This window comes from Corallococcus carmarthensis, assembly GCF_003611695.1.
In the GTDB taxonomy this organism is placed as follows: domain Bacteria; phylum Myxococcota; class Myxococcia; order Myxococcales; family Myxococcaceae; genus Corallococcus; species Corallococcus carmarthensis.
This window is the reverse complement of record NZ_RAWE01000045.1, coordinates 16,965-37,074: the sequence shown is the minus strand read 5'-3', so window position 1 is coordinate 37,074 and position 20,110 is coordinate 16,965. Positions and strand designations below refer to the sequence as shown.

Here is a 20,110-nt window from a genome sequence, read left to right as displayed (position 1 = left end):
CTTTGGGTGGGAAAACAGCATGAGTGACGCCCCCGAATTGCTGCCGGTGGAGGAGGCCCGCGCGAGGATCCTCGGGCTGTGCACGCCGCTGCCCACCGAATGGGTGCCCGGGGATGACGCCCTGGGCCGCGCGCTGGCCGAGGACGTCCCCGCCCGCCGCACCCTGCCCCCCTGGGACAACTCCGCCATGGACGGCTTCGCGGTGCGCGCCCAGGACCTGGCGGCCCCCCTGCCCGTGCGCCTCACGGTGGGCGAGACGGTGTTCGCCGGGAAGCGTCCCACCCGGGAGGTCGTCCCCGGGACCTGCGCGCGGATCATGACCGGAGCCCCCCTGCCCCCGGGCGCGGACGCGGTGGTGATGCGCGAGCGCACCCGCGCCGTCCCGGACGCGCCGGACGCCGTGGAGATATTGGAGGCCGTGGGGCCGGGGAACTTCATCCGCCCCCGGGGCGAGGACGCGAAGGAAGGCGCCCTGCTGCTGCGGCGCGGCACGCCCCTGGGCATCCCGGAGCTGGGGCTCCTGTGGGCGCAGGGCCAGGGCACGGTGCCGGTGCCCCGCCGGCCGCGCGTGGCGGTGCTGTCCACGGGCGACGAGCTGTGCCGCGTGGACGAGCCCCCCGGCGACGGCATCGTGGACATCAACGCCCCCGCCCTGGCCCTGGCGGTGCGGCGCGCGGGCGGCGTGCCCACGCTCCTGGGCATCGCCCGGGACACGCGTGAGGCCGTCCAGGAGGCCCTGTCGCGCGTGGACGGCTTCGACGTGGTCCTCACCAGCGCCGGCGTCTCCGTGGGGGACCACGACTTCGTGAAGGACGCCCTGGAGGCCCTGGGCGTGGAGCAGCGCTTCTGGCGCGTGGCCATCAAGCCCGGCAAGCCCCTGGTCGTGGGCCAGCGGGGCGCCACCCTCTTCCTGGGACTGCCCGGCAACCCCACGTCGTCGCTGGTGACCTTCGAGCTCTTCGTGCGCCCCGCCCTGCGCCGGCTCCTGGGCCTGGAGGACGTGGAGCCGCCCCGCGTCGCCGGCCGCCTGGAAGGACGCCTTTCGAAGGCCCCGGGACTTGCCCACTTCGTGCGCGTCACGGCCACCTGGCGGGCGGGCGAGCTGTGGGCGAAACCCCTGGGGACTCAGACGTCGGGGGCCCTGCGTTCAGCTGCGGCAGCCACACATTTGCTTCACTTCCCCCGGGCTGACAGCAGCTTGACTGATGGCTCCCATGTCGAGCTGCTCCCCCTCTCCTGGGTCGCCTGAGCAACGCAGTCCACGCCCGCCGCATCCAAACAGGCGGGTTTCAACGCACCCATCCGGGTGTCACCTTGACTTGCATCCAGGGGGGCGAGAAGAAACGGCCCTCCACTGGGAGACGACCTACCATGTCCGACACGCGCTCACCCCAGGTCCTGCCAACCCGTAAGCCGACCCAGCACCTGGAGCGGTACTCGGAGGCGGACGTGCCCACGGCCCGCGGAGTGCTGAGGACCATCGTCTTCCGCGACAAGCGCAATGGGCGTGAGCACGTGGCGCTGGTGGTGGGCGAGCCCAAGGGCCTGGAGGGGGTGCCGGTGCGCATCCACTCCGAGTGCCTCACGAGCGAGGTCTTCGGCAGCCTCAAGTGCGACTGCCGCGAGCAGCTGGACCGGGCGCTGGACTTCGTGTCGCAGAACGGCCTGGGCGTGGTGCTCTACCTGCGCCAGGAGGGCCGGGGCATCGGCCTGGGCAACAAGATCAAGGCCTACGCCCTGCAGGCCAAGGGGCTGGACACCTACGAGGCCAATCGCCAGCTGGGCTTCGCGGATGACTTGCGCTCGTACGACATCGCTGCGGAAATGCTGCGGTCGTTGGATGTGCGGTCGGTGGACCTGATCACCAACAATCCGCTGAAGATCGCCGGGCTGGTGGAGGAAGGTGTGGCGGTCCGGCGCCGAATCCCTTCCCGGACCGAGCACAATCCGCATAACGTCGACTATTTGAAGACGAAGCGTGAGCGTACGGGGCACCTGATTGAGCTCTTCGCGGAGGACGACGACACGGAAGCCAAAGCCGGCTGAGCGCCCGGCACGGCGGAGCACCGCGCGCTTCGAGGTGCGCTTCTGGGGGGTGCGCGGGTCCATCCCCGCGCCAGGCCCGGCGACGAAGCGCTACGGCGGCAACACGCCGTGCGTGGAGGTCCGCTGTGGGGATGAGCTGCTCATCTTCGACCTGGGCTCTGGAGCGCGCGGGCTGGGGGATGCGCTGGTGGCGACGCGAAAGCCCGTCAAGGCGTCCATCTTCATCTCGCACTACCACTACGACCACCTGCAGGGCCTGCCGTTCTTCTCGCCGATGTTCTCTCCGGCGAACGACGTGACGCTGTACGGCTCACCTCGGGACGGCAAGTCGCTCAAGCAGATATTGGCCGGGCAGATGGTGCACCCCTACTTCCCGGTGACGGCGGAGGAGGTGTTCCGCACGCGCCTGGCGTACCGGGACGTGGTGGTGGGCGAGGACATCCCGGTGGGCAAGGCCACGGTGCGCACGCTGGAGCTGAACCATCCGGGCGGCAACGTGGGCTACCGGGTGGACTTCGGCGGGCGCTCGCTGGTGTACGCGACGGACGTGGAGCACGGCACCGCGCTGGACGCGAAGCTGTTCGACTTCGCGCGCGGCGCGGACGCGCTCATCTACGACTCCATGTACACGGAGGACGAGTACCGCGGCCGCACGGGCTGGGGCCACTCCACCTGGGAGGCGGCGGTGCGCGCGGCGGACGCCAGCGAGGTGAAGCAGCTGGTGCTCTTCCACCACGATCCGGGCCGCGACGACGCGGCCATGGACAAGCTGCTGCGCGAGGTGCGCAAGCAGCGCAAGGACTCCATCGCCGCGAAGGAAGCGATGGTCATCCAGCTGTAGCGGGCGTCACTGCCCGGGCGCCAGCAGCGCCCGGGTCACCGTCTCGCGCAGGCCCCGGAAGGGCAGCCGCGCGAGGGCGGTGGGCACGTCCACCCACTCGAAGGCGTCGTGCTCCGGGCCCAGGCGCACCTGCGTGTCCGGCGCGGCGTGCACCGCGAAGCCGTGCTCCTCCACCAGCCTGGGCGGCAGCGCTTCTCCCAGCGCGAACGCGTGGCGGTAGGCCAGGTCCACGACGGGAAGCGTGAGGCCCGTCTCCTCCGCCACCTCGCGGCGCGCGGCCTCCGTGGGGGACTCGCCCGGCTCCAGGCGCCCGGTCACCGTCTGCCAGAAGCCGCCGCGCTCCGGCGTCCGGCGCAGCAGCAACACGCGCGCTTCCGGGCCCCGGCCGTGCACCACGGCGACGCTCACCGTGCGCAGGTCCACCGTGCCGTCCACGCGCCGTGCGTCGAAGACCTGGGTGAACTCGCGCGCGAGCGCCTCCTCCACGTCCGGGACGGACACGGCGTGGCCCAGCTCGCGCTGCATGGACGTGACGCCCGCTTCGCGGATGCCACACGGGACGATGAGCTGGAAGTGCTCCAGGTTCGTGTTCACGTTGAGCGCGAAGCCGTGCGTGGTGAGCCAGCGCGACAGGTGCACGCCAATGGCGCCAATCTTCCGCGCGTCCGGCGAGCCCTCGTGCCCCAGCCACACGCCCGGCCACTTGGGGATGGCGCCCGCGGTGAGGCCGAAGCCCGCGAGCGTCTGGATGAGGCCTCGCTCCACGTCGCGCACGTAGCGGCGCACGTCGCGGCGGTCCTCAGGCAGCAGGAGGATGGGGTAGCCCACCACCTGTCCGGGGCCGTGGTAGGTGACGTCGCCGCCGCGGTTGGTGTCGAACACCTCCACGCCCTCTTCCGCGAGGCGCGCGTCCGTGGCGGTGATGTTCTCGCGCTTCGCGGCGCGGCCCAGCGTGAGGACGGGCGGGTGCTCCAGCAGCAGCAGCGCGTCCCCGATGAGCTCCTGCAGGCGGGCCTCGCCGAACAGGTGCATCAGCTTCAGTCCGTCCTCGTACTCCACCCGGCCCAGGCGGAAGACGGTGAGCGTGTTCATGGTGATCCCTTTCGCCCCCCTCGTGGGTTTTGGGATGGCGCGGCGGGCGTCTGCGCCGCTTCCAGGCTCCAGCTGCCCGCGTAGACGCGCGACAGGAGCGCCTGGAGCTCATGCCCCGCGCGCGGGGAGCGGACCGCTTCGGCGGCGAACGCGCCCAGGACTTCTTCCGACAGCGTCACCGCCGGCTGGCGCAGGGCCAGGGAGCGGCGGGCCACTTCGACCAGCTCCGGCACCGTGGGACGGCGCACCGGCAGCAGCACCTGCACGCGCTCCAGCAGGGACACCGGCACGGCGCCCTGCACCGCTTCGAGCATGCCCGCGGTGGTGGGGACGGGCAGGCTGCCACCCTCCCCTCGCACCCACAGGCCCAGCGACGACACGGAGCCGCGAGCGCTCATCACCACCGCGCGCTGTGGGTGGCTTGCGAGGAACGTTGCCAGCGCGGCCTGGACGCCGGACTCCAGGCGGTCCACGTCCTCCACGAGGAGCGGCTCCGTGCCCGGCGTGGACTCCAATGTCTCCACGGACGCGAGTACGCCCTGGCCGCGCCGCTGGAGCGACTGGAAGAAGAGGCTCTTGCCGCAGCCCTCCGGGCCCACGAGCAGCAGGCAGCGCGCGCCTGCTTGATGCGTGCGCTCCAGCAGGGTCTTCAATTCGTCGTGGCCCACCATCTCCACGGCACCGGCGCGCGGCTCCTCCACCACGGGCTTGCGCACGGGGGGCGGAGCGACGACGTCGCCCAGGAGGCCCTGGGATTCGCCCAGGCAACCCTTGCAGATGAACGCGCCAGCCGGGCCCGCCACCAGGTCGCCCACCTCGCCCCGGGGGCGGCAGCAGAACGAGCACCACGCATCCAAAGCCGGATCCGCGCGGGTGGGGCCCCGCTCGATGATGCGCTTCTCGCGGCGCCGGCCCCGCGCGGGTTCAGCGGGCGCGGACGCGGTGTCCTCCTCCGGTGGACGCAGGAGCCCGCCGGGAACGACGACGTCCTCGGCGCCCGAAGCCCGCAGCAGCCCGGTGGCGGGGATGAACGCGTCCTCTTCGGGAGGAAGCAGCATGCCGCCTGGAACGACGACGTCGTCTCCAGAGTGCCGCGGAGCGCCTTCATCGGCACTGTCGGGAGCGGTGTCCGTGGCGGTCGTGGAAGGCGGCCCGTCGTGCAGCGTGATGGCCTCGGAGGCTGACGGGGCACCAACGGTGGCGATCCTTCCGGCGAGCCGGGGCAGGCCGGGCTCCGCCGCGAGCGGCGTGCCGCCGGTCACGGTGGGGTCCCCATGGGCGTCCAGCGTGTGGGCCACGACGTCGGCCTTGTCGTTGACCGCGTCGCTCCAGCTCACCGCGCGGAAGGCCGCCACGTCCTTGCCTCCGGTCATCGCCGCGGTGAAGGCCGGGCTGACGTCCGGAGCGCGGGCCTTCAACTGGCGCGCCTGCCGCAAGAGCTGCGAGGCGCGCGAGGTGTGACCGGAGCGCTGATAGAGGGCGGCGGCCTGCTCCAGGCACTCCGCCGCGCGCGCACGGTCTCCCTGGAGCTCGGCGGTCTGCGCGGCGCGGATCAACTCACGGGGATTGTCGGCCATCGCGGATGCCCGCCTTCAGCGTTTCTGTTCCGGAAGTCCCCCGCATCCCGGCCGCCCCCCGGAGCAGGAGCGGTCGGGTGAGCCCCGCGACGCGTGTGTCCTCACGCCATCGCGAGGAACAACAGGTCCGGCGCTTCCAGGTACTTGATGATCTCGTACACGAAGCTCGCCGCGACGTCGCCGTCGATGACGCGGTGGTCGCAGGACAGCGACAGGTTCATCATGTCCCGGACCACCACCTGGTCGTTCTTCACCGCCGGGCGCTTCTTCAGCTTGTGAACGCCCAGGATGCCCACCTCGGGGTGGTTCAGGATGGGCGTGGCGAACAGGCCGCCGCTCTGCCCCAGCGAGGTGATGGTGAAGGTGCCGCCCGTCAGCTCCTCCATCTTCAGCTTGCGGTCGCGCGCCGCGACGCTCAGGCGGGTGATCTCCTTCGCCAGCTCGCCCAGCGTGAGCTGATCCGCGTTGCGCACCACCGCCACCGTGAGGCCGTCCGGCGTGGCCACCGCGATGCCGATGTTGTAGTCGCCACGCACCACCAGCTCCTGCGACGCCTCGTCGAAGTTCGCGTTGAGGTGCGGGAACTTCTTCATCGCCGCGATGGTCGCCTTCACGATGAACGGCAGGTAGGTGAGCTTCGTGCCGTCACCCGCCGCCGCCAGCTGGCTGTTGAGCCGCGTGCGCAGCGCGACCAGGTCCGTGGCGTCCACCTCCTCCACGAACGCGAAGTGCGGCATCGTGAACTTCGAGCGCACCATCTTCTCGGCGATCTTCTTGCGCAGGCCGCGCAGCGCGATGCGCTCGTCGCCCTTCCCCGCCGACAGCGGCGCCGCCGGACGCGCGGCCTGGGGCGCGGGAGCAGCGACCTCGTTCTTCTTCGCCGCGCCGTTGCCACCCTCCAGCGCCGCCACCACGTCCGCCTTCGTCACGCGGCCCTGAGGCCCCGAGCCGGAGATCTCCGCCAGGTCCAGGCCGTGCTCGCGCGCCATGCGGCGCGTGACGGGCGTGGCCAGCACCTTCGTGGCCGAAGCCGGAGCCGCGGACTGCGCGGGGCTCGAAGCCGGAGCCGAGGGAGCCGCGGCCGCCGCCGGGGCACCATGCGACGCGGAGGCCGCCGCCGCGGGAGCGCTCCCCTCCAGCTCCAGCGTCACCAGCAGCTGGTGCACCTTCGCCATGTCGCCCTCGCGGCCGTGCGTCTTCACGACGCGGCCGGCGTGGGGGGTGGGCACGGTGACCGTGGCCTTGTCCGTCATCACCTCGGCGAGCACCTGGTCTTCCTTCACCAGGTCGCCCTCCTTGACGTGCCACTTCACGAGCTCACCCTCCGCCACGCCTTCGCCGAGATCCGGGAGCTTGAATTCGAAAGTCGCCATGAGGGGGAATGTCTCTCTGGGGTTGGGGAAGGGGTGCGTCCGGTCAGCCGAGTCGCTCGACGCGCTCGCGCTCCATCAGGCCCTTCATGAAGAACTCGGCGGCGCGGTAGCTGGAGCGCACCAGCGGCCCCGATGCCACGTAGAGGAATCCGAAGGACTCCGCCAGCGCCTTGTAGGCTTCGAACTGCGCGGGCGTCACGAAGCGCTCCACGCGCAGGTGGTACTGCGACGGCTGCAGGTACTGGCCCAGCGTGAGCACGTCCACGCCCACGTCGCGCAGGTCCTTGAACGTGCGCTCCAGCTCCGCGTCCGTCTCGCCCAGGCCCACCATGACGGACGTCTTGGTGTAGACCTTCTCCGGGCGGTTCTTCAGGTACTCCAGCACGCGCAGGGACTGGCGGTACGTGGCGCGGCGGTCTCGCACCGTCGGCGTCAGCCGCTCCACCGTCTCCACGTTGTGCGCCACCACGTGCGGCTTCGCCTGCGCCACCGTGGCCAGGTCCTCTTCCTTCCCCTTGAAGTCGGGGATGAGGACCTCCACGATCGTGCGCGGGCTCTCCTTGCGCAGCTCCCGGATGGCGGACGCGAAGTGGCCGGCGCCTCCGTCCGGACGGTCGTCGCGGTTCACCGACGTGACGACGATGTACTCGAGGTCCATCTCCTTCACCGCCTGCGCCAGATGGATGGGCTCCATCGGATCCAGCGGCGGGGGCGCCCCCACCTTCACGTGGCAGAAGCGGCAGGCGCGCGTGCAGACCTCGCCCATCAGCATCACCGTGGCGGTGCCTCCGCCCCAGCACTCGGCGATGTTCGGGCAGCGGGCCTCTTCGCACACCGTGGACAGCCCCACCCGCTTCACGATGGCCTTCACCCGCTCATAGCCTTCGCCATGCGGCAGGCGCACCTTCAACCACTCGGGCTTCCGGGTGCTGTCTGAGACCTGTGGGAGGGGGAACCGGTCGGGAGTCGCCATGGGTCGCGGGCCTTCTAGAGGGTGGGTGAAAGCAGGGTCAAGCGTGAAGCCCTAACGCCTCGCGTTAGCGCGGGCCTACCCCGAGGACAACTTCCGGGAGGTGTAACGCGGTGGACAGGGCGCGGCCACGCGGGGCGGACCATGCCCATCCTCCAGCACATGGCGCCCATCCACCTGGGAACCAGCGGGTACGTCTACAAGCACTGGAAGGGGCTCTTCTATCCGGACGGGCTGCCGGCCCGCCGCTGGCTCCCCTACTACGCGCGCGTGTTCTCCACCGTGGAGATCAACGCCACGTTCTACCGCCTGCCCACGGAAGCCGCCGTGGATGGCTGGCGCGATCAGGTGCCGCGCGGGTTCCGCTTCGCATGCAAGGGCAGCCGCTTCCTCACGCACCTGAAGCGGCTCACGGAGGTGGGCGAGGGCGTGGAGCGCTTCCACTCGCGGGTGCTGCGGCTGGGCAGCCGGCTGGGGCCCATCCTCTGGCAGCTGCCACCGACGATGAAGCAGCCAGACCCCGAGCGGCTGGAGCGCTTCCTTGCCCACCTGCCCGGCGGCGTGCGGCACGTCTTCGAGTTCCGGCACGCGGCCTGGTACCACCCGGAGGTGCTCGCGGTGCTGGAGGCGTATGGCGCGGCGGTGTGCGAGCACGACCTCGTGGACGCGCCGGTGCCCCACCCCACCGGAGGCTTCCGCTACCTGCGCTTCCACGGCGCGCGCTCGCGCTACGAGGGCCGCTATGGACGGCGTGCGCTCCAACGGGTGGCGAACGATTTGACGGCGTGGCGCGACGCGGGCCGGACGGCCTGGGTGTTCTTCAACAACGACCTGAAGGGCCATGCGCTCCTGGACGCGTTCGACCTGGCGGAGCTCCTGGGTGAACCGCTGCACCAGCCAGAGCCGTCCGCCGTGACGTAGACAGCGGCGCCCGGCCCTCGCGTGAGGACCGGACGCCGCCGGGACCGCGTGCCCGGGGGATTACTGACCGAGCACCTGCACCTCGATGCGGCGGTTCTGCACGCGGCCCTGGGGATTGTCGTTGGAGGCGATGGGATCCGCGTCACCCTCGCCGCTGACCTCGATGCGGTTCTCCGGCACGCCGTCGCGCACCAGCGCGCTGCGCACGCTCTCCGCGCGGGTCTCCGACAGCTGGCGGTTGGTGTCCGGGTTGCCGGTGGAGTCCGTGAAGCCCTTGATGCGCACGCGCGTGTCGGTCTTCTCCTTCAGCACGTTGCCCAGTTCGCCCACCATGCGCTTGCTCTTCGAGGTGAGCTGCGCCGAGCCCGTCTTGAACTCCACGCCCTCCAGCACGAAGCCCTGCTCCGCGCCCGGGCCTGCGAAGGCCTCACGCAGGCTGTTGGGGTCGCTCGCGCGCATCTTCTCCTGGCCCGAACCGCCAGTGCCTTCCTCCTCCGGCTTCGTGGCGCTGGTGGCGCCCGCGGGCTCCTGCTCCTGGGTACCGGAGCCGCCGGTGCCCGCGTCCTGCGCCATGTTGGCGCTCTCGCTCGGTTCGGTACCGGCGCCGCCCGTGCCCTCGTTCTCCACCGTGCCAGCGCCGCCCGTCGCGGGCGGGGTCGGCTGCGTGGCCTGCGGCGGCGCCGCGGGAGGCGTCGCCGGCGCGGGCTGAGCGGGCTGCGGGGCCTGCGCGACGCGGTTCTGCTCGGGCCGAGGTGTCGTGCGGGTCACCTGCGGGGCCCGGCGCTCCTCCCTGCGTCCGCGCAGGGCGCCCCACGCGAGGACGACCAGCGCGAGCAGGGCCAGCGGAATGGCCCAGCCGGCGATGCTCTTCTTGCGCTCCGGCGGACGGTTGATGGTCTGCCGGGACGTCGTCTCGCGCACGGTGTGGGCCTCCCGCACGGGGGCCGTCTCACGGACCTGCGTCACGGTCTCGCGGTGGGGTTCGATGACCTCCGCGACCGCGTGGCGCGCACCGCCGAAGCCCAGGATGCCGCCCAGCCCCGCCGGCAGCGCGGCGGCGATGTTGTTGCGCTGGCCGTTGAGCATCTGCATCAGCCCGGACGACCCCATGCGCTGGTCACGCACCTGCTTGCCCAGGACGCCCATCAGCATGGGCGCGGCCAGGGACAACAGCCGCGTCGCCGAGCCGGCGTTGCGCATCCCACCGAAGCGCGTGAGCCCCTCGGTGATGCCGCCCAGCTTGTTGCCGAAGATGCCGCTCAGCATCCCCTTCCCGCTCTCCTCCTCGTCGAGCAGCCCCTCGCCGACGCCACCCTGGCGCGCGGGCGCGTCGGGTCCGGTGTAACCGCCCTCATTGAGCTTCGACAGCAGACGGTGGGCGCCGGCTTCGTTTCCGCCCTGGTCCGCGACGCCCGCGGCCACGGCGGCGATGGCGCCCGGCAGCGCCTTGGTGGTCGCCTGCGGGTCCTCGCCGAGCGAGCCGCTGATCTTCTGGAGCAATCCCTTCTGCATGAACTGTGAGCCGACTGCTTCGATCAGATTGAACGCCATGTGATGCCTCCCGGTTGGGTCCCGCACCGGGATGGCCGGTGCGCGAAGCCACCTCCCCACCGGACCGCGCGGGGCTGAGGGCTCTGGAGCAATCGATACGGAGCACACCGGCTGCTGGTAAGCCCTTGCGGTGAGGCCGGAGGAGAGCCCCCGGAGGGCCGTCACCTTCGCGGACGACTGCGAACTGAAGGCCATTCCGGCCCCCGCGTTCACTTGTCCTGGAGCTTCCCGGGAAGGGCGTGCGGGAAGTAGTGCGCGAGCAACTGCTCCGCGGTCCATCCCTGCCGTGCGAGCAGGGCCGCGCCGGCCTGACAGAGACCGACGCCGTGACCGTGGCCCTGCCCTTCGAGGAGTGCCTGGTCACCCCCCAGCGTCATGGAGAACTTCGCGCTGCGGATCCGATCCCATCCGGCGCGGGATCCGAGCGCGCGGAAGAACGCGTCGCCGCGGGCATCGCGTCCCGAAGCGCGGTCCACGACGCGCACCACCGCGCCACTGGAGTCCCGATCCAGCAGCAGATCCGCCGCCTGCGCGGGACCCCCGAGCGCATCCGTCGCGGCGGCCGTCACCAGCGCGCGCGGCACGACGGCGCGCCACGGAGAAGCGGGGCAACGGTCCGGCACGGCGGCGGCGCCTGTGCGGTCAGGTGCACCGAAGACGGCCACGGGCTCGGCCGTGTGACCGCCGCAGCTTGCGTGGAAGGGAGAGAGGGCGATGTCCCCCCCGGGCAGGCGAAGCACGATGCCTTCCGTGGAGCGGGCGGCATCGCGAGCGCGGCGCAGGTGGCGGGCGAAGCCCTCACCGCGAAGGACCTGGCAGTGGGTGAGGTCGCAGGCCCGGGCCTCATCGTGCCGCTTGCCGGAAGCGAGCACGTAGCTGCGGGCGGTGATGGCCTGGGCGCGGAGCGCTTCGAAGGGCGTGTCGACCTCGGTCTCGCTCGCGGTGACGGCGGCGACGTAGGTCTCCAGCTCGAAGGTGGCGACGACGAGCAACTCCCCGTCCCGGGCCTCCAGCGAAAGCGCTGCTTCGTAGCGCCGGTCCAGGCCCCGGCCCCGGACATGCCAGCGGCCCGCATCGAGCCGCAAGGCATGCGGCTGGGGGCGGCCGTCCACGATGAGCGTGTTCCCCGACGCCACGACCTCCAGTGAGCGCGGGCCATCCAGCCGCAGCCGAGCGGGCCGGTGCTTCGAAAGGATCCGGACGTCGACCTGCGTATCGGCCGCGGGCTTGGGCGCACGGGAAGCAGGTGCGGGGGTTGCGCTCGTAGAGGACGGTGCGCGGGCCGCGGGCGACGAACGCGCGTGGCGTGGAGAGGCTCGAACGGTCGAGGTGCCAGCCGCCGGCAACAGCGCGCTCCTCCCAGTCGCGGCGCCATCCCAAGCGTCGGTGCTCTCAGCAGCGGACGCCGTGCCCACCACCAGCGCGGCGATGAGCATGGCGACGCCCGCGGCGTTCATCGGACGCGGTACCGCGTCACCGCCAGCGGCTCTGAGCCACCGGGCGCCCAGAGCTCCAGCCGGCGCTCCCCTTCCACCGCGGGCAGCCGCGTCACGAAGGGCGGGCGCAGTTCGATGCGGCGGCCATCGTCCGTGCGCAGCTCCAGCAGCTTCGCTCCCCGCGGCGCCATCACGCGCACCGGCACCGCCTGTGCGCTTTCAGGCAGCTCCGGCTCTACCAAGAACTCATCCCCGTTCGCCGGCAGGATGAAGCCCGGCTGCATCCCCGGCCCCTCCTCCGCGCTCACCGATGTGGAGGTCAGCCCTTCCGCCTGCGCCCATGCGAGGTACGCCGGGCCCACGTCCAGCGCACCGTCGCTCCGGTGCATCTTGCACTCGTGGCGCGGCGCCGTTCCCGGCAGGTAGACCTCCTTCATCGCTCCGGGGCAGTTCGGGCCCGCTCGCTCACCGGACAGCGGGCAGATCTCCGCGGACTCGAAGTGGCTCCGGTCCACCAGCGGCGCGGCGCGGAGGCCTCGCATCGCCAGCGACATCACCCGCGCGAACACGGGACCCGCGCCCGTGATGCCGGACACTCCGCGCATCGGCGTGCCGTCGAAGTTGCCCACCCAGACCGCCACCGTGCGCTCGCGGGTGAAGCCCGCCGCCCAGTTGTCCACGTGAGCCCGGCTCGTCCCCGTCTTCGCCGCCACGCGGAACGGCAGCCGCAACGCATTGTCCAGGCCGAAGGCCGGTGCCCGCGCGGCCTCGTCCGCCAGCACGTCCGTGAGCAACTCCACCGGCCGCGCCGCCAGGAAGCGGTGCTCCTCCAGCTCCTGCGGAATCCTCAGCGGCGAGCCATCCGGTCCGAACGCCGCGCGCACCTCCCTCACCGGTCCCACCACCCCACCCCGCGCCAGCCCCCGGTACGCCCGCGCCAGCTCGCGCAGCGTCACGTCACCGTTGCCAAGCACGATGCCCACGCCGTAGTGCGACGCGCTCTCCTTGAGGCTCTGGAAGCCCGCCTCGCGCAACACGCGCAGCACCTGCTCCGGCCCCAGCGCGTCCGCCACCCGCACGGCCGGGATGTTGTAGCTGGACGCCAGCGCCGCCCGCAGCCGCACCGGGCCGTGCACGCGCCGGTCGTAGTTCTTCGGCACGTACGCGCCGCCCGGCGTCGCCAGGTGCACCTCCACGTCCGCGAGCACGCTCGACGGAGTGAAGCCCTTGCTCAGCGCCAGTCCATACGCGAACGGCTTCAGCGCCGACCCCGGCTGCCGCAGGGAACGCACGCCGTCGTTCTGCCCGCCCTTCTCCTCGTCCAGGAAGTCTGAAGACCCCACGTACGCGAGCACCTCGCCCGTCGCGTTGTCCAGGACGATGGCCGCCGCCTCGCCCACGCGCCGGTGCGCCAGTCCCCGCAGCTCCTCCGTGATGGCCTTCTCCACCGCCGCCTGGAGCGCGGGGTCGATGGTCGTCTCGATGCGCGACGCCCGGTCCAACCCCATCTCCGGCAGCCGCTGGAGCAGCGCCGTCGTCAGGTGCGGCACCTCGAACACGCGCTCCGGAGGCACCAGGTCCAGCGGCGTCTCCTCAGCCAGCCGCGCCTCCTCCTTCGTCAGGAAGCCCTCCTCCACCATGCGCGAGAGCACGTCGCGCATCCCGGCCATCGCCATCTCTGGCCGCCGGTACGGATCCCTCCGCGCGGGAGACCGCGCCATGCCCGCGAGCAGTGCCGCCTGTCCCTCCGACAGCCGTTCCGCGGGCCGCCCGAAGTACCGCTGCGCCGCCGCCTCCACACCGAACGTGGAGTTCCCCAGCGGCACGCGGTCCAGGTACTCCAACAGCACCTGTTCCTTGGACAGGTGCGCCGTCAGCCGCAGCGCCCACAGCGCCTCACCGGCCTTGCCCCACCACGAACGCTCGCGAGGCACCAGCCTGCGCGCCAGCTGCTGCGGAATCGTGGACGCACCGGACACGATGCGCCCCGCGGACACGTTGTCGCGCGCCGCCCGGGCCACCGCCACCACGTCCACGCCCGGATGCCACGTGAAGCGTTGATCCTCCGCGGCGATGAAGGCCTGCCGCACCCTCGGGGGAATGCGTCCCCCCGGAAGGCCCACACTGCGTCCGTCCTCGCGGGAGAGCACCTCGCGCAGGGCGTGGCCCGTGCGGTCGGTGAGCACCAGCGAGGACAGCGCCTCGCGGGACAGCAACGTCCCCGGCAGGGGCCACGCGATGAAGCCCGCGCAGCCCACCACCACGAGCACCGCGGCAATCGCCACGGCGCGCACCGCCCCGCGAAGCGTGAGGCGCTTCATCACTTCGAAGCAACCTCGTCCGGCATCAGCACCGGGAAGCGTCCACCCTCGGAGCGGCCGAACACCTCCGGCGAATACATCTCCTCCGCGTGCGCGGGCTTGAGCAGGAAGTCACCCGGCGTCGTGGCCCGGGCAACGAAGCTCGTCACGTGCACGCCCGGGGGCAGCTCGTCGGCGAAGAACACCACGCGGTCATCCCGCATCTCCGTGTGGTTGAACGGCGACCAGAAGCGCGTCGCCCAGACGTTGTTGCCTTCGTCCGTCTCCGACAGGTCCTCCTCGCTCTCGTACTCGTAGCCCTCTCCGGGGCCCTCCTCCTCGCCGGAGCCCGCGGGGCCCGGCAGCCGCGCCGTGCTGGCCAGCGACGTGTCCACCGGCTCCAGGCCCGCGGGCAGCGGCACGTCCACCGCCACGAAGTTGCGCCGCATCGGCGTGGCCACGCGCACGCGCACGCGCACCAGCTCGCCCGCGCGCGCCGCCTTCGCCTGGCCGCCGCCCGTGTACGGTTCGAACCAGCGCTGGACGATGATGCCCCGGTCCATCGGGTCCACCGGCAGCTGCGCCGGCGCGTAGCGCAGGAGCGCCCCGTAGTAGAGGTTGCCCGTGCCGTTCACGCCGAAGGTGAAGGGCTGCGCCTTGTCCGCCGGGCCCACCTTCTCCACCGGCACCTGCACCGTCTTCACGCCCATGTCGCGGCCCTTGAAGTCGGCGGAGGCAATCACCTGCCCGCCCAGCTTCACCACCGCCTCGAACGACGGCACGGCCGTCTCCTTGCGGCGCACCACCTCCGACAGGGCCATCAGCGTGAAGGCCGCCTCCTGCGTGTTGCGGAAGCGCCCGTCACCCTCGCGCGCGGACGCCAGGTAGCGCCCCATCTTCGACACGTAGGGGTGCTCCGGCTGCACGTCCACCAGCGTCTGGAGCACCAGCGCCGTGGTGCGCGTGTCGGACGACCAGAGCGGCGCGTACGTCTTCGCGTCCGTCTCCTGGAAGTGCACGCCCGCCGCGGACTCCTGGGCCTTGTTGAGCAGCTCCTGGAGCAGCTTCTGGCCCTGCGCGCGGTTGCCCTTCCCCACGAAGATGGCGTCCGTCAGCATCGCCTGCGCGAAGAGCGGCAGCTTCTGCCGCTGCTCGAACAGCTCGTTGTAGTACGACGGCCGCGGCGCCCCCATGCGCGACAGCGTGTAGAGCGCGAAGACCCGCGTCTCCAGACCTGGCGCGGTGCAGCCGAAGGCGCACTGCGTGCACACGCCCGCCGCCACCTTGTCCGCCAGGTACTTCTTCGCCTTGTCGAGCACGCTCGCGGTCACCGGGTAGCCCACCTCCTTCGCGCGCCCCAACGCCAGCGTCGCGTACGCGGACGCATACGGCGACGAGCAGTCACTGGAGGCCCAGAAGCGGAAGCCGCCGTCGTGGTTCTGGAGCGCTTCGATCTTGCGCACCGTCGCCGTCACCACCGCGTCCGGATCCAGCGTGCCCTGCGTCTTCATCGCGTCATCGCTGAGGAAGCCGCGGATGAACGCCTGCTTCTGCTCGTCCGAACCGCCGGTCCACGCGACGCCGAACTTGCCGGACAGCTCGCGCAGCGCGACGAACGGCACCAGCCGCGACGACATCTGCTCCAGGCAGCCGTAGGGGTAGTCCACGAGCTGGTTCATCGACTCGTCGAACCCGCCCATCACCGTGGACGACATCGTCAGGGTGAGGCCGCCCATGCCCGGACGCACGCCGCCCGGCGGCTTGAGCCCTTCCACGCGCTCGTTCGTCGTGTCGCCGTAGACCGCCACCGCCTCCATGCCCACGGGCAGCTGCACGGGGATCTGCTGCTCCACCGCGTCCGTCTCCCCGCCGCCCGCGACGGCGAAGCGCAGCACCGCGGTGCCCGGCTGCTCGGCCACGAAGGTGAAGCGCACCTCGCGGGCCTTGCCATCCAGCTGCACCGTCTTCTCCGCCGGCCCCTCCACGCGCACGCCCGTGAGCTGCGCGGTGACCTTGGCCTCCTTGATGGCCGGGTTCGTGGTGTGGATGACCACGCCCGCTTCCGCCTTGTCGCCCACGCGCACCAACCGGGGCAGCGCCGGCAGCGCCAGGAGCGGCTTGGCCACCTGCACCTTGCTCTCACCCACTCCGAAGCGGTCCGCGTCCGTCACGGCCACCGCCATGATGCGGAAGGTGGTCAGGTTGTCGGGCAGCGTGAACTCCACCTTCGCCTGGCCCTGGTCGTCCGTCTCCACCGACTGGAAGACCGCCGTCGTCTTGAAGTTGGACCGGATGCCGGAGCCCGTCGTGTCGGAGCCGCCGGAGCCGCCCGGACGCGAGCCCTTCTCGCCGTACAGCTTGCGCAGCACCAGGTGGATGAGCGGCTCGCCGATGCGCACCGACAGGCCGCGCTCCTGGAACATCGCGTCCACCGGATCCGGCGTCTTGTAGCCCGTCAGCCGCAGCACGCCTTCATCCACGGCCCAGAGCGTCACCTCCGCCTTCGTGCCCTGGCCCGCCGAGTCCTTCACCGCGACGTTCACCGTCACCTTGTCGCGCGGGCGCTTCTCCGGCGCGTCCGGCGTCAGCGCTACCGACAGGCGCTTGGACTTCTTCTCCACCCGGAGCTGCGTGTAGCCCACGCGCACCGCGGGGCGGCCCGGGTCGTCGCCGGACTCGATGCCCTTGGCCGCCTCCACGCGGCCACGCACCAGCACCACGCCCACGTAGACGTTGGGGATGGCGCCTTCGCCCAGCGGGATGTCCAGCGCGGTGGCGCTGCCCTTGAGCTTCACGCGGCGCACGCTGAGCACGCCCTCGCGCTCCACCGTGACGAGCGCGTCCGCCTGCGGGTACGGGCTCTTCACCAGCACCTTCGCGGTGTCACCCACGTCGTACAGCTGCTTGTCCGCCACCAGGTCGATGCGGTCCGTGTCGTTGCGCTGCCAGGACACCCAGCCGCTGCCGGTGACGTAGAGCGAGTCGCGCGTCGTCGCCTTGCGGCCCTTCGCGTCCGTGGCCACCGCCTCCATCACGTACAGGCCGGGCTCCGCGGGGGTGAACTTGCAGGCCTGCGGCGTCGCCGCGCTCTTCACCGAGCACTTCGCCGCTTCCGTCTCCACGGGCTCCGTGACGGTGAACCACTGGCCGCCGTCGCCCTTCTTGCGGATCGACTTCCACTCGCGGCGCTTGATGTTCACGTCCACCGCGACGCCGTCCTGGCGCTTGCCCTCCGGCGACACGGCGACCACTTCCAGGCCCACCTCCTTGCCCGCTTCCGCGAAGCCGGTGGAGAGCATGCGCAGGCCCGCGTAGACGTCCGCGGGGTGCACGGTGATGAGGTTGCGGTTGGCGACGCGCTGGCGGTTGACGTCCTCCACCTCCGCCTCCAGCGTGTACTCCCACGTCTTGCCACCGGGCGCGTCCGCGGTGCCCAGCGCCAACGCCAGCTGTCCCTGCGCGTCCGTGCGGCCATCCCCCGTGGCGAACGAGTCGCTGCTGTGCTCCGGCGCCTCGTCGTCCCACCACCAGGTATTCACTCCGAAGGTGAAGGCCTCGTTGCCCGGGGGCGTGAAGAAGGAGCTGGCACGCTGCACGTTCCAGCGCACCTGTGCGTCGCCCATGGCGCCGCCGAACAGGTAGCGCGCGTCCACGCGGGCGGTGAGCGGATCACCCGCGGCGGCGTCCTTCTTCGGCACCGCCACGTCCACGCGGAACTGCGGCGCGCGGTACTCCTCCACGCGGAAGGTGCCGCCGTAGCTCAGCGACTCGCCGCCGACCTTCAGCTTCGCGGCCACGTCGTAGTAGCCCAGGGGCATGTCCTTGCCCAGCTTGAGGTCCGCGCGGAAGGTGCCGTACTTCGTGACGGTGGCCTCCGTCTGGAAGACCTTCTCGCCGCGCGAGCTGGTCACCGTGACCTGCGCCTTCGCGTTCGCGGGCGGCGACTTGAGCACGCCCAGGCGGCGGTAGCGCGCCACGCCCTTGAGCATCACGTCGTCACCGGGGCGGTAGATGCCGCGGTCGGCGAACACGAAGCCCAGGCTGTCCGGAACGCGGCCCTCCCACGCGCTCTGCAGCGAGAACGCGCCGGGCGACATGCCGCCCTCCCACGTGGACAGCGTCACGCCGATGTCCGTGTCCTTCACCGCGGACACCATGGCCCACGGCGTGTCCCAGGAGGACTCGTTCTTGGGCTTGAGCAGCTCCGACAGGCCGGGCACCTTCGCCAGGCCGTTGGCGTCCGTCGTGCCCGTCCAGTGCTCCGTGCCCGCCTTGTCCCAGAGCGTCAGCTGCGCTTCCGGCACCGGGGCGCCCGTCGCCAGCGACGTCACCCACACCACGCCAGAGGCGGCACCCAGCTTCGCGTGCACCGCCAGGTCCGTCACCTGCCCGATGACGCGGCGCGGGTTGCGGTCCTTCAGCGACGGCGCCACGAGCCGCGTGAGGAACAGGCCCGTCTTCGCCTCGTTGAACGCCGGGCGCAGGTTGAGCGGCGACGTGCGCTCCACGTTGCGCGGGGCCTTCGTGTCCACCGTCGTCCGGTAGGGCTCCGTGGACGGCCACTCGTTGGTGTCGATGAGCTGCGCGAGCTGCGCGGGGGACAGCGACCACACCTCCGCCTGCACCTCCGGGATGTTGGTCGTCACCAGCGGGATGGAGCCGTCACCGGACGCCTCCACCAGCGCCTCGCGCGAGCCGGAGTCGAAGGAGGGCTCCACGTCCGACAGCTTCACCTCGCCCTGGAAGGCGGGGCCCGTCTGGCCGAAGAGGTCCTTGTAGCCCGCGGCGACCTTGATCTTGTACGTGGTGCCGGGACGGTAGCGGCCGGGCAGCGACACATACGGGTTCTTCAGCTCGCCGCCCGACCAGGGCATCTGCGTCTGCACGCGCTCCCAGTCGATCTCCGCCTTCGGCTCCAGCGTCACCTTGCCCTTGAGCGATGCGACATCCAGCTCGTTGGACGTGAAGAGGATGAGCGGGCCGTAGGAGCACTTCTCCTCGCCCCAGGTGAACACGCACGCGCCCGCGGACTCCACCTTGAGCGCGCCGTAGGTGGCGTACGCGTAGCGCACCGCCTCGCCCATGGGCAGCGGGCCGTCCGTGCCGGTCAGCTCGCCGTCCACCACCAGGGTGAACTGCGTTCCCGCGGGCAGCTTCTGCGCGGCCTTCAGCTCGTACTTCACGCGGCGGTCCTGGGACTTGCGCTCCGGGCCGCTGCCCACCTGCGTCTCCTTCATGTCCGCGTACGCCGTCGCCTTCACCAGCGTGAGCGGCACGGGGGCGCCGGTCGCGGGCTCCAGGCGCGCGTGCTGCGCCAGGTCCTTCACCGCCTGGTTGAAGGTCAGCGTGAAGGCCTGCTCCGGCTGCAGCCAGCGGAAGTCCGCCTCCGGCTGCGCGGATTGGATGGACGGGCGCGGCGTCTCGAACGTGAAGGTGTACGGCGCCGCCAGCGCGGTGCCGTCCATGGCCTTGAGGCCCGCGGGCACCGTCACCGTGTACTTCGTCCCCAGCTTCGCGGGCGAGCTCGGCACGAACTCCACGCTCGCGGAGCCCAGCCAGCGCCACTCGCCATCCAGCGCGGGGTCGATCTTCGCGGGCGCCGCCAGGCCGCGCTCCGCGGCGACGGAGCCCAGGGCGATCATCGGCTTGGTGAAGGTGATGGTCGGCCGGGCGTTGCCGTAGACCTGGCCCTCGGGCCGCACGGCCGCGATGGAGAGCGGGCCCTGCGCCGCGGCGTCCTCGGCGTCGATCTTCAGCGCGGGAGGCTCGGGCAGCGGTTCAACGGCGAGGCCAGGGGACTTCGAGGACGAAGCCGGCGCGGTGCCGGTCTCCGAGGGGCCGCCCTTCGCGTCCTTGTCGCCGCGAGAACACGCGGTGGCGACAACGAGGCAGAGGGCCAGCAGAGAAAGTCTGCGCATGGTGGGGCTCACGAAGTTCCAGGGCGGGCACTCGTGGATGTCCCCCCTGAAAAATGACGCGAGCACCGTACCACGGGGCCCCCCG

General features: G+C 71.6%; 12 protein-coding genes. 4 read left to right on the top strand and 8 right to left on the bottom strand.

Annotated features, from left to right (window positions below; genetic code table 11):
* The first annotated feature begins 19 nt into the window (after positions 1-19).
* The 3 genes from D7X32_RS14955 (at position 20) to D7X32_RS14945 (ending at position 2,887) form a co-directional block, all read left to right on the top strand.
* Entirely contained in the window at positions 20-1,249 is a 1,230-nt protein-coding gene (locus D7X32_RS14955; protein ID WP_120603220.1) for a molybdopterin molybdotransferase MoeA, read from the top strand.
* Positions 1,250-1,371: 122 nt separating this feature from the next.
* Positions 1,372-2,046: a GTP cyclohydrolase II gene (gene ribA, locus D7X32_RS14950; RefSeq protein WP_120603219.1), complete on the top strand. Its 675-nt coding sequence runs from the start codon at positions 1,372-1,374 to the stop codon at positions 2,044-2,046.
* A 34-nt stretch (positions 2,047-2,080) separates the two neighbouring features.
* Entirely contained in the window at positions 2,081-2,887 is an 807-nt protein-coding gene (locus D7X32_RS14945; protein WP_120603218.1) for an MBL fold metallo-hydrolase, read from the top strand.
* 6 nt (positions 2,888-2,893) lie between these two features.
* On the opposite strand, the gene lipB is transcribed toward D7X32_RS14945, so the two are convergent.
* The 4 genes from lipB to lipA form a co-directional block, all read right to left on the bottom strand.
* On the bottom strand, positions 2,894-3,979 hold the full coding sequence (lipB, locus tag D7X32_RS14940) for a lipoyl(octanoyl) transferase LipB (protein WP_120603217.1): 1,086 nt from the start codon (positions 3,977-3,979) through the stop codon (positions 2,894-2,896).
* Positions 3,976-5,556 carry a ClpX C4-type zinc finger protein gene (locus tag D7X32_RS14935; RefSeq protein ID WP_120603216.1) on the bottom strand — a complete coding sequence of 527 codons (1,581 nt, stop codon included), beginning with the start codon at positions 5,554-5,556 and terminating at the stop codon, positions 3,976-3,978. The genes lipB and D7X32_RS14935 overlap by 4 nt, the downstream gene beginning before the upstream one ends.
* A 101-nt stretch (positions 5,557-5,657) precedes the next feature.
* Positions 5,658-6,929: a dihydrolipoamide acetyltransferase family protein gene (locus tag D7X32_RS14930; protein WP_120603215.1), complete on the bottom strand. Its 1,272-nt coding sequence runs from the start codon at positions 6,927-6,929 to the stop codon at positions 5,658-5,660.
* A gap of 43 nt (positions 6,930-6,972) precedes the next feature.
* The gene (lipA, locus tag D7X32_RS14925; RefSeq protein WP_120603214.1) at positions 6,973-7,902 is read right to left on the bottom strand and encodes a lipoyl synthase; all 930 of its coding nucleotides are present in this window, start codon (positions 7,900-7,902) and stop codon (positions 6,973-6,975) included.
* Positions 7,903-8,043: 141 nt separating this feature from the next.
* Between lipA and D7X32_RS14920 the strand changes: the two genes are divergently transcribed.
* The gene (locus tag D7X32_RS14920) at positions 8,044-8,820 is read left to right on the top strand and encodes a DUF72 domain-containing protein (protein ID WP_244239018.1); all 777 of its coding nucleotides are present in this window, start codon (positions 8,044-8,046) and stop codon (positions 8,818-8,820) included.
* Positions 8,821-8,880: 60 nt separating this feature from the next.
* Here D7X32_RS14920 and D7X32_RS14915 read toward each other — a convergent pair whose 3' ends face one another.
* The 4 genes from D7X32_RS14915 to D7X32_RS14900 all read right to left on the bottom strand — a co-directional run bounded on the left by D7X32_RS14915 (position 8,881) and on the right by D7X32_RS14900 (position 20,025).
* Positions 8,881-10,371 carry an OmpA family protein gene (locus tag D7X32_RS14915; RefSeq protein WP_158625685.1) on the bottom strand — a complete coding sequence of 497 codons (1,491 nt, stop codon included), beginning with the start codon at positions 10,369-10,371 and terminating at the stop codon, positions 8,881-8,883.
* A gap of 209 nt (positions 10,372-10,580) precedes the next feature.
* A complete protein-coding gene (locus D7X32_RS14910; RefSeq protein WP_158625684.1) occupies positions 10,581-11,507 on the bottom strand; it encodes a SpoIID/LytB domain-containing protein in 927 nt (308 codons plus the stop codon).
* A gap of 317 nt (positions 11,508-11,824) precedes the next feature.
* The gene (pbpC, locus tag D7X32_RS14905; RefSeq protein ID WP_120603211.1) at positions 11,825-14,128 is read right to left on the bottom strand and encodes a penicillin-binding protein 1C; all 2,304 of its coding nucleotides are present in this window, start codon (positions 14,126-14,128) and stop codon (positions 11,825-11,827) included.
* Complete coding sequence (locus D7X32_RS14900; RefSeq protein WP_120603210.1) at positions 14,128-20,025, bottom strand: Ig-like domain-containing alpha-2-macroglobulin family protein; 5,898 nt, start codon at positions 20,023-20,025, stop codon at positions 14,128-14,130. The genes pbpC and D7X32_RS14900 overlap by 1 nt, the downstream gene beginning before the upstream one ends.
* Between the last annotated feature and the right edge of the window lie 85 nt (positions 20,026-20,110).

Coding starts and splice junctions, on each gene's coding strand:
- D7X32_RS14930 (WP_120603215.1), bottom strand. CDS start 6,929: ATGGCGACTTTCGAATTCAAGCTCCCGGATCTCGGCGAAGGCGTGGCG.
- D7X32_RS14920 (WP_244239018.1), top strand. CDS start 8,044: ATGCCCATCCTCCAGCACATGGCGCCCATCCACCTGGGAACCAGCGGG.
- D7X32_RS14935 (WP_120603216.1), bottom strand. CDS start 5,556: ATGGCCGACAATCCCCGTGAGTTGATCCGCGCCGCGCAGACCGCCGAG.
- ribA (WP_120603219.1), top strand. CDS start 1,372: ATGTCCGACACGCGCTCACCCCAGGTCCTGCCAACCCGTAAGCCGACC.
- D7X32_RS14955 (WP_120603220.1), top strand. CDS start 20: ATGAGTGACGCCCCCGAATTGCTGCCGGTGGAGGAGGCCCGCGCGAGG.
- D7X32_RS14915 (WP_158625685.1), bottom strand. CDS start 10,371: ATGGCGTTCAATCTGATCGAAGCAGTCGGCTCACAGTTCATGCAGAAG.
- D7X32_RS14900 (WP_120603210.1), bottom strand. CDS start 20,025: ATGCGCAGACTTTCTCTGCTGGCCCTCTGCCTCGTTGTCGCCACCGCG.
- lipB (WP_120603217.1), bottom strand. CDS start 3,979: ATGAACACGCTCACCGTCTTCCGCCTGGGCCGGGTGGAGTACGAGGAC.
- lipA (WP_120603214.1), bottom strand. CDS start 7,902: ATGGCGACTCCCGACCGGTTCCCCCTCCCACAGGTCTCAGACAGCACC.
- pbpC (WP_120603211.1), bottom strand. CDS start 14,128: ATGAAGCGCCTCACGCTTCGCGGGGCGGTGCGCGCCGTGGCGATTGCC.